The organism is Xenorhabdus sp. PB61.4, from assembly GCF_963894935.1.
Classification (GTDB): Bacteria; Pseudomonadota; Gammaproteobacteria; order Enterobacterales; family Enterobacteriaceae; genus Xenorhabdus; species Xenorhabdus stockiae.
Genome location: NZ_CAWQJR010000012.1, coordinates 1 through 13,803 on the forward strand (window position 1 = coordinate 1; position 13,803 = coordinate 13,803).

Annotated in this window: 10 protein-coding genes and 1 pseudogene; 2 read left to right on the plus strand and 9 right to left on the minus strand. The window is 43.2% G+C overall.

Annotated features, from left to right (window positions below; translation table 11 throughout):
• Positions 1 to 230 precede the first annotated feature (230 nt).
• Positions 231 to 1,463: a peptidase T gene (gene pepT, locus AACX68_RS01420; RefSeq protein ID WP_228860394.1), complete on the minus strand. Its 1,233-nt coding sequence runs from the start codon at positions 1,461 to 1,463 to the stop codon at positions 231 to 233.
• A gap of 35 nt (positions 1,464 to 1,498) precedes the next feature.
• Positions 1,499 to 3,049 carry an AbgT family transporter gene (locus AACX68_RS01425; RefSeq protein WP_228860395.1) on the minus strand — a complete coding sequence of 517 codons (1,551 nt, stop codon included), beginning with the start codon at positions 3,047 to 3,049 and terminating at the stop codon, positions 1,499 to 1,501.
• Positions 3,050 to 3,373: 324 nt separating this feature from the next.
• Between AACX68_RS01425 and AACX68_RS01430 the strand changes: the two genes are divergently transcribed.
• The gene (locus AACX68_RS01430; RefSeq protein WP_228860396.1) at positions 3,374 to 4,003 is read left to right on the plus strand and encodes a glutathione S-transferase family protein; all 630 of its coding nucleotides are present in this window, start codon (positions 3,374 to 3,376) and stop codon (positions 4,001 to 4,003) included.
• Positions 4,004 to 4,173: 170 nt separating this feature from the next.
• Here AACX68_RS01430 and AACX68_RS01435 read toward each other — a convergent pair whose 3' ends face one another.
• From AACX68_RS01435 to prpB, 4 genes are all read right to left on the minus strand, one after another.
• Positions 4,174 to 6,063 carry a propionate--CoA ligase gene (locus AACX68_RS01435; RefSeq protein ID WP_228860397.1) on the minus strand — a complete coding sequence of 630 codons (1,890 nt, stop codon included), beginning with the start codon at positions 6,061 to 6,063 and terminating at the stop codon, positions 4,174 to 4,176.
• A gap of 98 nt (positions 6,064 to 6,161) precedes the next feature.
• The gene (locus tag AACX68_RS01440; protein WP_370630325.1) at positions 6,162 to 7,637 is read right to left on the minus strand and encodes a bifunctional 2-methylcitrate dehydratase/aconitate hydratase; all 1,476 of its coding nucleotides are present in this window, start codon (positions 7,635 to 7,637) and stop codon (positions 6,162 to 6,164) included.
• Positions 7,638 to 7,698: 61 nt separating this feature from the next.
• Positions 7,699 to 8,847: a bifunctional 2-methylcitrate synthase/citrate synthase gene (gene prpC, locus AACX68_RS01445; RefSeq protein ID WP_228860398.1), complete on the minus strand. Its 1,149-nt coding sequence runs from the start codon at positions 8,845 to 8,847 to the stop codon at positions 7,699 to 7,701.
• Complete coding sequence (prpB, locus tag AACX68_RS01450; protein ID WP_228860399.1) at positions 8,840 to 9,745, minus strand: methylisocitrate lyase; 906 nt, start codon at positions 9,743 to 9,745, stop codon at positions 8,840 to 8,842. Before prpB ends, prpC begins: the two co-directional genes overlap by 8 nt.
• 292 nt (positions 9,746 to 10,037) lie before the next feature.
• Here prpB and prpR point away from each other — a divergent pair, with 292 nt between their 5' ends.
• Complete coding sequence (gene prpR, locus AACX68_RS01455; protein ID WP_228860400.1) at positions 10,038 to 11,702, plus strand: propionate catabolism operon regulatory protein PrpR; 1,665 nt, start codon at positions 10,038 to 10,040, stop codon at positions 11,700 to 11,702.
• Positions 11,703 to 11,738: 36 nt separating this feature from the next.
• Here prpR and AACX68_RS01460 read toward each other — a convergent pair whose 3' ends face one another.
• The 3 genes and pseudogenes from AACX68_RS01460 to AACX68_RS01470 form a co-directional block, all read right to left on the minus strand.
• Entirely contained in the window at positions 11,739 to 12,050 is a 312-nt protein-coding gene (locus AACX68_RS01460; RefSeq protein WP_099121929.1) for a hypothetical protein, read from the minus strand.
• Between the two features lie 15 nt (positions 12,051 to 12,065).
• Positions 12,066 to 13,036: pseudogene (locus tag AACX68_RS01465) on the minus strand (threo-3-hydroxy-L-aspartate ammonia-lyase).
• Positions 13,037 to 13,039: 3 nt separating this feature from the next.
• Entirely contained in the window at positions 13,040 to 13,387 is a 348-nt protein-coding gene (locus AACX68_RS01470; protein WP_228860401.1) for an SH3 domain-containing protein, read from the minus strand.
• Positions 13,388 to 13,803: the final 416 nt, after the last annotated feature.

Here is a 13,803-nt window from a genome sequence, read left to right on the forward strand (position 1 = left end):
TCGCATCACTCAGTCCATTTTGGGATTTTTTTGATTTGGCGATTAATCAGATCGCAAAAATTGGACTGAGTTCCCTTCAAGTGATCTACTATTTTGAAAGCTTATTTATATCATTTGTAATTATTTCCGTTGTGAAGATAATTGCTGTTAATCTATAAGGTTATTTACTCTTGTGATTAAATAGCCACCAATTTGCCAGATGATGGCTGTTTATTATTTAAATCAGTTTTTTATTTTTTCCCAACTAAGCGACAAATGGTTTCCGTGACCAGATAGCTTTTTTCAAATGCGCTAATCGGCAAAAACTCAAAACGAGAATGGAAATTCAATGCTCCGGTAAAGTAATTTGGTGTCAGAATACCTCTTGCAGATAAAGCCGAGCCATCTGTGCCTCCACGCATCGGAATGATATTAGCAGTAATTCCCTGAATTTTGAGTGCTTCAAGAATCAGGTCAATTGCAGTACGGTCGTCACCTAATGAGTCGCTAATATTGCTGTAGACATCTTCAATCTTATAATCTATTTTTGCTCGAGGGTGACGGGCACGGATAAGTTCAATTGACTGAGTAACATAAGTTTTACGTTCTTTATAGCTATTGCGGTCAAAATCACGGATGGCCATTTTTATTTTTGCATTATCTGGGTTGGCGATTAAGTTCGTAAAATAAAAATAACCTTCCCGATGTTCAGTATGCTCAGGTGTATCATATTTATCAAAACAGCCGATAAAATCATATGCGACCCTGATTGGGTTTAGTAATACGTTCTTTGCCGACATTGGATGTGTGGTAATGCCTGTGATTGTAATTTCGGCAGAGGCTGCATTGAAGGTTTCATAGATGACTTCCCCCAGTGCACAGCAGTCAATTGTATAAGCAAAATCAACATTGAAACGGGATAAATCCATCAATTTGGAACCACGTAGCCCGATTTCTTCATCAGGAACAAAAGCCACATAGATATCACCATAGTCAAATTCCGCCTGCTGTAATTTATCCATCAGCTCCATGATAACGGTAACCGCAGCTTTGTTATCTGCACCAAGAACACTGGTTCCGTCGCTGAAAATGATTGGCTCACCGATATAAGGGGCAGCTTCCGGGTGTTCACTCGTTTTAAACCAGATATCTTCTTGGCTGTTCAGGCATAAATCTTTTCCTTCATAAAGCAAGGTCTGAGGCTTTATTACTGCCGACAACCCGACATCAACGGTATCCAGATGGGCCACAAAACCAATCTTGGGGGCTGATGGTTTATTACCACGACGCACAGCATAAAGAATAGCGTGCTCATCAATATAAATATCAGCGAGGCCATAACCTTCCAGCTCTTTCGCTAATAATTCAGCCAGCTTACGTTGCCCTTCGGTACTTGGTACAATAATGCTGGAGGCATCACTCTGGCTTTCGATAGCTAAATAGCGGTAGAAACGTTGTTCAAGTTGTTGACCTAATTCATTCATTTTTTCTTCCCTCTTGTATTCAATATATGACAACCCTATTGTGCAGGGTGCCATGTGTAACCACTGTCGAAACCAATCGGAATATCAAATGCCCAGAACACATAGAGTGTTGCCGTTAAAATAATCAGCAAGCCAATGGTGAATGGGAGCATCATTGAGCATAAAGTGCCGATACCCGCATTTTTATAGTATTTCTGGCAATACATGAGAATCAAAGGATAGAACGGGAACATTGGTGTACTGACGTTCATAGCTGAATCACTCACCCGAAAAGCGGCTTGTGTTAATTCAGGAGAAATACCGACGGCCATTAGCATCGGTACAAGCACTGGTGCCATAATTGCCCATTTCGAAGTTGCCGACGTGATCATAATATTAATGATAGCCGTTAATATGATCACACCGAGTACGGTCAGACCGGATGGCATTTCGAGTGTACGTAGCAGTTCTGCGCCGGATAAGGCTAATAATGTACCCAGATTTGAATGATGAAATGAGTACAGAAACTGAGCGGCAAAAAACACAAAAACAATAAATGGGATTAATGACTGCGTGATGTTTTCCATTGATTTAACGACATCACGGCTTGAGGTAAAGGATTTAGTTAAATAGCCATAAACGATACCCGGCACAGCGAAAAACAGGAATAAAAGCGGGACAACTATCTGCATAATAGGGGCTTTAGGGCTGGTCATGCTGCCATCCGGTGCCCGCATTGGCGATGTTTCCGGCCATAATAAGGCGATAAGACCTATACCCAGCAATAACACAGTGGATCCGGCAATTCGAAATGCACGATTTTCTTCAGGTGTAATTCTTTCCAGATCTTTGTCAGTATCTGTTTCAATATTGGTTGAAACAGGGCAGTTCTTATTCAACCAGGGTTCCACAATCTTCTCTGTGATGAACCAGCAGATTAAAATGACACCAAATGTAGCGCCAAGACTAAAAAAGTAGTTACAGAGCACATTCACATGGTAACCGGGCGCCATCATCTGAGCCGCATCCTGTGTGAAGCTCTGCATAATCGGATCAATGATAGAAGGCGTATAGCTTGCAGTGAAACCACCGGCAAGTCCGGCAAATGCCGTAGCAATACCCGCAAGAGGATGTCTGCCACAGGCATAAAACATCATGGCGGAAACCGGCATTAAGATAACATAAGCTGAATCCGACGCCAGATGTGAAACAATACCGACGAAAGCAACGGTTGGGGTCAGCATTTTGGGAGTAATGAAAGAAAGCATTTTTTTCAATGCTGTTTTTATAAAACCACTACTTTCTGCAATCCCAATTCCTAACGTTGAAACGATTGTAATTCCAAATGGCGGGAAATTAATAAAGTTTTTCACTGCTCCTGTCACAAATAATATAATTTCTTCATATTGGAAAAGATTAACAATAGATATTTTCTCTTTCGAGACGGGATGATAATAATCAAAATTTACGAAGGAAAGTAAAAACGACAAAAGCCAACAGATTATCAGGGCATAAACAAATAGCATTGTTACGCCCGGCATAACATTACCTATACGTTCGACACGGTTTAAAAATCCTTTTTTTTCGGGATAATAATTTGTTGTCATATTTTCAATTTACTCAAGTTATTAGAATAATACGATCGCACCGCAGTGAAGCATTTATTAAAAGAATATCATTTTTTCATTAATTTTTTCCGCATCTTCAATAGGTCTGTTGTCTAAAATATCTAAGGCTTTGGATAAAAAAACTATAGGCTCTATACGACTGATGTCAATATCAAAAGTCAGTTTGATATATATGTTTACTCCGGTAGAAAAAAACTATAATGTTCTCGTGTGTCAATATTCACCATCATACCCAATATATTTTGAATGGTAGTCAGTAAAGCGACATATTCAAATATAAAGAGACTAACAGAGAGAAATACGATGTATACATTATGGATAGCTAATAAAAATTACTCTTCCTGGTCGTTGCGTCCCTGGATTTTGCTCAAAGCTCTGAATATTCCTTTCAACGAGCAGTTAAGTTACTTTGAAGATGGTAAAAGTAGCCATGAGAAATTTAAGGCATTCTCACCAACGGGTCTTGTCCCTTGTCTGGTAGATGGTGATATTACAGTTTGGGATACACTGGCTATTACTGAATATGTTGCAGAGGAACATGCTCAGGTATGGCCAGAAGATCGTACTGCCAGAGCGTGGGCAAGAAGTGCGGCAGCAGAAATGCACTCTGGTTTTACTGCATTACGCCAGATTTGTGCAATGAATTGCACAAAAACAATTGCATTAGCCGAAATATCCTCTGAATTACAGAGCGATCTTTCTCGGCTTGATGAACTTTGGTCTGAAGGGCTAAGCAGATTTGGTGGTGAATGGCTGGCAGGAAATTCTTTCACGGCAGTGGATGCATTTTTTGCGCCGGTAGCTTTCCGGGCCAGAACTTACGGGTTGAAATTTTCACCTGCGAGTCAGGCATGGGTTGATCGGATCCTAAAACATCCGGCAATGGTGGAATGGCTGGAAGCTGCACAAAAAGAGCCTGAAATCGCGCACTGATTTCAAATATCACACTGTCATACAAATCATTAAAAAATAAAAAAAAGCTCCGCATTGGCACGGAGCAGGAATGGGTAAAAGTAGCTGGGAAAATGTAGTACAGTTGTATAGTAATACCCTCCTGCTAAACACCGTTTAAATAGATGCGAGAATGCCGCAATCCGTTAATATTAATGATGAGAAACTGCATCACGTATCACATCCAGTGACGCCGGGTTTTCTATCAGAGCAATATCACTGGGGTCACGGCCTTCACAAATCGCCTGCATCGTACGGCGCAACATTTTCCCGGAGCGGGTTTTGGGTAATTGTGTGACAAAATAAATACGTGCCGGACGCCCGACACTGCCAATCTTTTTATCGACCAGATCCATCAGTGATTTTTCCAATGTTGCAAAGTGGTCAGCACTCTGAATTTCTTTTCCTTCTTTGAGGACGACAAAGGAAATAGCAGCTTGTCCTTTTACATCATCTTTAATACCGATAACGGCAACTTCTGCAACATCTTCATGGCTTGCAATACACTCCTCTATTTCCCGGGTTCCCAGACGATGGCCTGAAACATTAATCACATCATCCGAACGCCCTAAAATAAAGTAGTAGCCTTCACTGTCACGAATACCCCAGTCAAAAGTGGAATAAACCTGTTGATCGAAGTGTTTCCAGTAGGTATTCACAAAACGGCGATTATCACCATAAATGGTCTGGATACACCCCGGAGGTAAGGGGCCTTTGATAACCACCATTCCTTTTTCGTTATCACCACATTCCTGCCCGGTTAGTTCATTAATTAATTTGACGTTAAAACCGTACATTGGGAAACCAGTGCTACCAAAACGGCCGAGCCTGTCATCCAGTGCTCGTGCAATAGCCATAATTGGCCAGCCAGTTTCAGTTTGCCAGTAATTGTCAATTACAGGGACATTAATGGTTTCAGTAATCCAGCGTGCGGTATGTTCGTCGAGTGGCTCACCTGCCAGATAGAGTGTTTCAAGAGAGGAAATATCATATTGAGCAATATTGTCTGTTGGGTATTTTTTCAGGACTCGAATGGCTGTTGGCGCAGAAAACATTCTGGTAACGTGATATTTTTCCACAATCCGCCACCAGATCCCGGCATCTGGCCGGATGGGCAGCCCCTCATACATAACGGTTGCCATTCCGGCAATCAGCGGGGCATAAACAATATAGGAATGTCCTACAATCCAGCCGATGTCCGATGTGCAGAAGAATGTTCCTCCGGGCTTACCGCCAAAAATAATATTCATGGATGTTGCCAGCGCAACGGCATAACCACCAACATCCCGTTGTACACCTTTAGGCGTTCCTGTTGTTCCGGACGTATAGAGCACACAGGAAACTTCATTGGATTCGAGCCATGCCACAGGGACTTCGGTTCCCAAATGAGCCTGCCGTAATGTCGCGAAATCCAGATCCCGGTTTTTGACCCAATTTATCTCGCTCAAACCACGGTTTATCATCAATACATGACGTGGTGTATGTGCTGCCAGTTCAATGGCTTCATCTAATAATGGCTTGTAGGGGATAATTTTTCCTCCCCGCGATCCTGCATCAGCAGAAACGACCAGTACCGGCTCTGCATTATCTAATCGGGTAGCAAGACTATGGGCCGCAAACCCGCCAAAAACAACGGAGTGGATAGCACCGATGCGGGCACAGGCAAGCAGGATAAACAGGGCTTCAGCCACCATCGGCATATATACCACGACACGGTCGCCTTTTTTGACACCGAGAGAAAGCATAATCGCGGCTGCCTGATTGACTTCCTGATATAACTCCCGATAGGTGAAGACTTGCTCGGTATTTGTTTCTGTAGAAACCGCAATTAACGCCTTGGCATCAGGCTGACTTTCCAGCCAGCGATCTAACGCGTTGTAGCATAGGTTAGTTTTTCCGCCACAGAACCAGCGGGCAAAAGGAGGATCACTGTGATCCAGTGTTTGTTCAAAAGGATGCTGCCAATGAATCCGTCTGGCTTGTTCTGCCCAGAAACCGCTGGGGTCATCAATCGAACGCCGGTAAAAATCTTGAAATGACATAATTTCTCCTAACGAGATATTTTTCCTGACGTAATATTTTCCTGATGTAGTGTAAGAATAGTGGTTCCGGAACCAGAACCACTAAATAGAATTGCAGATTAAATACTGTATAAATCAAGGTACTCGTTTACGGGGATGTCTTTTATATCGTTAAGCTCAAGGGAGACTGACAGAATTTTTTGTTGTTGTTCTTCGGTGAAACGCCGTGCCAGATTGGTTCTGAACTTTTCCAGCAAGGCGGGGACACCGTCTGCACGGCGGCGTCTGTGCCCGATTGGGAACTCTATTATGACTTCATCAAGCTGGCTGCCATCATTAAAAGTCATAGTCAGGGCATTGGCAATAGAACGTTTTTCTGGGTCATGGTAATCCTGTGTGAAATTAGCATCTTCAACACAGATTATTTTTTCCCGCAGAATATCAATACGCGGATCTCTGGCAACATCATCTTCATAATCCGCCGCAGTGAGACGGCCAAACAGTAATGGAATGGCAACCATATACTGGATGCAGTGATCCCGGTCTGCCGGATTATGCAGCGGGCCTTTTTTATCAATGATACGGATGCAAGCCTGATGGGTACGAATAGTGATTTGAGCGATATCTTCGACAGTTTTTCCCTGCGCTTTCAGTTGGTGATGGAGCTGCATGGCAGCTTCAACCGCGGTCTGAGCATGAAATTCAGCAGGGAAAGAAACTTTGAACAAAATGTTTTCCATCACATAACTACCATAAGGGCGCTGAAACTGAAATGATTCGCCCCTGAAGAGAACATCATAAAAGCCCCAGTTTTTGGCGGTTAATACGGAGGGGTAGCCCATTTCACCCTGTTTTGCCATCAGCGCCAGACGAACGGCGCGGGAAGTGGCATCGCCAGCTGCCCAGGATTTACGGGAGCCTGTATTGGGCGAATGGCGATAGGTGCGTAAAGACTGGCCATCTACCCACGCGAGTGATACGGCACTTAATATCTGTTCACGATCCAGCCCCATCATTTGTGCAACCACAGCGGTTGAAGCAACTTTTACCAAAACAACATGATCCAGACCGACTTTATTGAATGAGTTTTCCAGTGCCAGACAACCCTGAATTTCGTATGCCTTAATCATGGCCGCAAAGACATCCCACATGGTCAGTGGCTCTTCTCCGCGGGCGACGGCGTTTCTTGACAGCCAGTCGGCGACAGCAAGGATCCCGCCTAAGTTATCAGACGGATGCCCCCATTCAGCCGCCAGCCAGGTATCGTTAAAATCCAGCCAGCGGATGAGTGTGCCGATATTGAATGCAGCCTGTACCGGATCGAGTTCAAATTGAGTTCCCGGTACTCGTACTCCATTGGGAACGGCTGTTCCCGGTACAATCGGCCCCAGTAATTTAGTACAGGCGGGGTATTCCAGTGCTTCTAAACCACAGCCTAAAGCGTCTAAGAATGTGTGCTGGGCGGTGACATAGGCAATGGGGGAAACGATGATGTAGTCCATGACGTAATCCACGATATCTACAATCACTTGATCGTATTCAGGCCGGTTATTTACAGCGGAAGTCAGTGTAGAGTCAGGTATAGAGGTAAACATAATCAATCCTTTTGGAAAAATTGCATTAATGTACTGTTTATCAAGCATTCATTAACGGGTATCAGCGCTTTTCAATCGGGACAAACGGCAGATTTTCCGGGCCGGTATAATTAGCTGTAGGACGAATAATTTTATTATCAATACGTTGTTCAATAATATGCGCAGCCCAGCCGGAAGTACGGGCAATCACAAACAGTGGGGTAAACATGGCTGTAGGAACCCCCAACATGTGATACGACACCGCTGCAAACCAGTCTAGATTCGGGAACATTTTTTTCTCATCCCTCATCACAGATTCAATGCGATCGGCAATATTGAACATTTGCAGTGTGCCGGCTTCTTCGGATAGCGTTTGCGCAACCTCTTTGATCACTTTGTGGCGTGGATCAGAAATGGTATAAACCGGATGCCCGAAGCCAATAATGACTTCTTTTCTCTCCAGACGGCGGAGAATGTCAGTTTCTGCTTCATCAGGCGTATCATAACGCTGTTGAATATCAAATGAAGCTTCATTGGCACCACCATGTTTTGAACCTCGCAGCGCCCCGATCCCCCCGATAATGGCAGAGTAAATATCTGAGTTTGTACCGGCAATCACCCGGCTGGTAAAAGTTGAAGCATTGAATTCATGCTCTGCATACAGGATTAGGGAAGTATGCATTGCTTTTTCCCACGATTCCCGGGGTTTTTGCCCATGTAAAAGATGCAGGAAGTGACCCCCGATAGAATCATCATCAGTTTCTACATCGATACGGCGTCCGTTATAACTATAGTGATACCAATAAAGCAATATCGAGCTGAGGGAAGCGAGTAGACGATCAGCGATATCGCGGGCACCTGCGGGATTATGGTCCTCTTTTTCCGGTAATGTACAACCAAGAACGGAGACTCCTGTGCGCATCACATCCATCGGATGTGCAACTGCGGGTAGTGCTTCCAGTGCGGATTTAACGCTGCTCGGCAAACCTCTTAATGCTTTCAGCTTGGCCTTATAGGCAGTCAGTTCGGCACGGGAAGGCAGCTTTTCATGGACTAACAGGTAGGCAACTTCTTCAAATTCGCAGTGGGAGGCCAAATCAAAAATATCATAACCCCGGTAATGCAATTCCTTGCCGTTTTTCCCAACAGTACAAAGCGCGGTATTACCCGCGGTAACACCTGACAGAGCAACAGATTTTTTCGGTTTAATCCCTATAATTTGTTCATTCATGTGTATCACCTCGATTGTTTTTCTGGGAAAACAGGGCATCCAGCCTCTGCTCAAAATCGTAATAGTTGATACTTTCGTAAAGCTCATTACGGGTTTGCATCATATTGAGCACATTTTTTTGTGTTCCATCGCTCCGGAGAGCCGCATAGACTTGCTCAGCCGCCTTATTCATGGCGCGAAATGCAGACAGGGGATAAAGAGCGATAGAGACATCCGCACTTTTTAGTTCTTCAAGAGTAAAAAGTGGGGTGGCTCCGAATTCGGTGATGTTTGCGAGTACTGGAATTTGTGTTTTTTCGGCGAAAGTTTTGTACATTAGTAGCTCTGTGATGGCTTCCGGAAACAGCATATCAGCTCCTGCTTCCCTATAAGCTTCGGCTCTGTCAAGGGCGGCATTCAATCCTTCTACTGCCAGCGCATCAGTACGTGCCATAATGACGAAATGTTCATCGTTACGGGCATCAACGGCTGCTTTAATGCGATCTACCATCTCCTCTTTGGAGACAATCTCTTTATTTGGCCGATGGCCACAACGTTTTGCACCGACCTGATCTTCAATATGCAGTCCGGCAGCTCCTGCTTTAATAATAGACTGAACTGTGCGGGCCACATTAAATGCGGAGGATCCGAAGCCGATATCAGCATCTACCAGCAGAGGTAAGTCGCACACATCAGTGATACGTCGGGTATCGGTTAATACATCATCCAGTGTTGAGATACCCAAATCCGGCAAACCTAATGAACCTGCTGAAACCCCGCCGCCGGAAAGATAAATAGCCTTATAACCTGCTCTCTTCGCCAGCAGGGCGTGGTTTGCATTGATAGTACCTACCACCTGTAACGGAGATTCGTCTTTTATTGCCTGACGAAAAGCCAAACCGGCAGAATAAAATCCCATATGCAACTCCATTATTAAAAATGAAACTTATCTGTAATGATTTATTAACAAAGCAAGGCTTATGCCAAAAAGCAAAAATGGGAGGAAAGGATAGGAAATAGATAGAGGTATTTTTGTTTTAATTTGATAATCAAATGGATAATTATTTTTTTTGCTGTGATGTCGTTTCTGACTTTCTGCTGATTATAATATATACTTGTTTCAATTTTAAACAGCTATGTTTCATTATTGTTTTATTTTGTTTAAGTGAAACGTAATAGAAAATGGGTAGAAAAACAAAAGGAGGTATATCATGCCAATACATGCCTCAGAGCGTAACAGCAATAAGACTGTCATCTGGACGGTCTCTATCTCCCGCCTTTTTGACCTTTTTCGCGACATTACACCGGAGTTTGATCATCAGGCTGATATCACACCGATCCACCTTGGTTTTGAACAGGCGGTGCAACATATCCGTAAGCGTCTGGAAAACGAACATTGTGATGCCGTAATATGTGCGGGTTCTAATGGCGCCTATCTGAAAAGCAGGCTTTCAGTACCGGTGATCATAGCCAAAGCCAGTGGCTTTGATTTCATGCAGGCATTGGCTCGCGCCCGGCAAATCAGTTCCCGCATTGGCGTCATCTCCTACCAAAACACCTTACCTGCGTTGGAGGAATTTCAGCAACGTTTTCATCTGCGCATAGAACAACGCAGCTATGCAACGGCAGAGGATGCCAGAACACAGGTTAATGCGTTGAAGGCAGATGGTATTCAGGTGATTGTTGGAACCGGGTTGATCACCGATTTGGCGTATGAAGCGGGGCTGGTGGGTGTTTTTGTCTATTCTGCTGATTCTATCCGGCAGGCATTCCATGATGCGTTGGATATGGCTAAGATGGCCAGACTTAATCAGGCAGTAATTTCACCTTATCCTACCGAAGATAAACTGCGTATCCGACATACGATCAATGATATTCGGGGCAATTCCCCGGCAATGGAGCGTGTACGAAGTACAATCACGTTATATGCCCGTTCGACAGCGACCGTATTGATTCAGGGAGAAAGTGGTACCGGAAAGGAGCTGGTTGCACAGGCTATCCATCATGAATATACCCTTCGCTATGGGCAGTTAAAAAGAAAAAATCCCCGGCCATTCGTTGCTGTTAATTGTGGTGCAATCGCCGAATCGTTATTAGAGGCAGAATTGTTTGGCTACGAAGAAGGCGCATTTACTGGTTCACGGCGTGGCGGGCGGGCTGGGTTATTTGAAGTTGCGCACAGGGGAACGTTATTTCTGGATGAAATTGGTGAAATGCCATTGCCGCTACAGACCCGGTTATTGAGAGTGCTGGAAGAAAAATCGGTTGTCAGGGTTGGGGGATATCGTCCGATTGTCGTTGATGTGCGTATTATTTGTGCAACCCATGTTGATTTGGATCAGTGGGTAAGGGAAGGGCGTTTCCGTGTAGATCTGTTTTATCGTTTAAATGTATTGCGCATTAATCTTCCGGCGTTACGGGAGAGGGAAAATGATATCAGTATGCTGGCTCAGGAGTATTTTCGGCGGGCATGTGCTGCTCTTAATTTGCGCGTTTCACCTTTAAGAACGCGTGAACTTTCTCAGTGTGATGAAGTATTACGGTCTTATCACTGGCCGGGTAATGTGAGAGAGCTGCGTAACCTGATGGAACGGATCGCTCTTTATACGAGTGCTAATCCTGAACAGATATTAACTCCTGCTCTGATACTGTCACTTTCTCCTGAGCGTCAGGTTGAAATTGGCATCATGAATAATATGCAAGGAGTAAAAACCGCATCTCATTCTTTTACAGAAAAATCACCTTTGGAGCATGATATTTCATTGAGTGATATTGTTGCGCATTTCTCGGGTAACCGACAGGCTGCTGCGGAATATCTGGGGATCAGCCGTACAACACTATGGCGGAGATTGAAGCAGGAGCAGGATAAAAATTAATAACCCCCCTATCTAAGATAGAGGGGTAAATAATTTTTACTTATTCAGAGTAATACGCCACATACCTGAATAATTATCACAGTGCCAGCTTCCCTCTAATATTCTTCCATTATCAAATTGGTGTAGAGTTGCTCGACTATTTTCCCCATCATCACCTTTTAATTCCCAGTGGCCTCGAGAACGCTCTTCACCGACATATTTGGTTATTATGGTGTTCCCATTATCATCTTCGTCTTCATAAGATATGGTTAAATACCCGTTTGAAAAATTGACGGAACAGCGAAAATCAGTTACGGGTTCGCTATCGTAATAAAGTACAGCCATTTGGCTGTTTGGGTATGATTCCATTTAATTAATTCCCTATTAATCTAATTTTTTTGCTAAAAAACTAGCATATCGTTGCATATCGATATTGCCTCCGCTCAAGATAATACCGATACGCTTGCCCTGCAACTGTTCCCTGATCGCTCTTGCCGCAGCAAAACCCAAACAGCCTGTTGGCTCAACAACCATTTTCATTCGCTCTGCCAGAAAATACATCGCATCAACCAGCTCTTTATCTGAGGCTGTCAGAATATCTGTCACAAGGTGACGAATAATGTCAAAATTATGCTGGCCTAGATGTGGTGTTTGTGCGCCATCTGCAATCGTTTTTGGAGTATCAATATATACAATCTCACCTTTTCTGAAAGATTGTTGCCCGTCATTACCCTCTTCAGGTTCGACACCAAAAACCTGACATTTTGGGGACAACTGAGAAGCAGATAATGCCGAGCCGGATAACAGACCTCCGCCACCGAGCGGGACAAACAGAGTATCCAGTTCACCGATTTCTTCAAATAATTCTTTGGCTACAGTGCCTTGCCCTGCAATAATATGTGGATGATCGTAAGGCGGAATTAAAGTCAGACCCTGTTTTTCTGCCAGATTACGGCTTATAGCCTTGTTATCCTCAGTATACCGGTCATAAAAAACAATTTTGCCACCATAACCTTTTGTTGCTTCAATTTTGGCTTTAGGGGCATCATGTGGCATCACAATTGTGGCTGGAATATTGTGCATCTTAGCCGCTAAGGCAATAGCCTGAGCGTGATTACCGGAAGAGAAAGCAATAACCCCAGCTTTTTTTGCTCATCACTAAACTGGGATAACGCATTCATTGCGCCACGAAATTTAAATGCTCCCATTCGTTGGTAGTTTTCACATTTGAAATAGACTTCAGCGTCGAATATCTGATTAACCGTATTTGAGGTAAATACAGGGGTTTTGTGGATATAGTTTTTAATACGGGAGTGGGCTTCTGAAACATCACGATAATCGGGAACAAACGTCATTACTTAAATCTCCTGAGTTATATAATCCTGTGGTATCCAGCCTGTTTCGCCACACTCTTTGTGGGCCCAGAACCAACCATTCAATAAATTTTCCAGATAGAGTAATTCACCGGCTTTTACAGTTAATTCATGTGCAATGTAGTTTTCCATACAAATTGCCTGATTAACCTGAGTAAAACGCAGGATCTGTTGGGGAACCCAGCCACTTATTTCTGATTTATCCGTCGTCCACACCCAATAAGGGTACTCTATATCACAGTGGCTGACTGAAACGATATCACCAGACTGCAATCGGATCGGAGTTGGATAAGTGCTGGTGTAGTTCTTGATTACAGTACCTTTACCAAACATATTTTCTCCTGAATTTATATTTGCCATTTTTCAGGCGATTACTCAAAATTCATAAGATATATACTCAATGGATTTCAAGAGGTGTTGCGGGCAACAAAGAAGTAACTTGAAAGGCGAAGAGTAAAAATTAATGTAGTAGCTGAAGTAATAGTTAACGATTATACATTGGAGTAAATTGTATATCTATTTAACTTTAGAGGTAATATAAAAAATAAAAATCAGGAGTGGATTATCTGGTTTCGCAATAATATTATTAATATTGCTATCTTATTATTCCTGTGTAAATTTCTTTTTGGAAATCTTTCTATAATGCAAGAATATTTATTTTAGTAATTTTCCGAATGAAGGTTAATATAGTTTTGATTCGCTGAGTTTAATTTTTGGTTAAATTTTTAAAGATGAAAAATAATTTATAT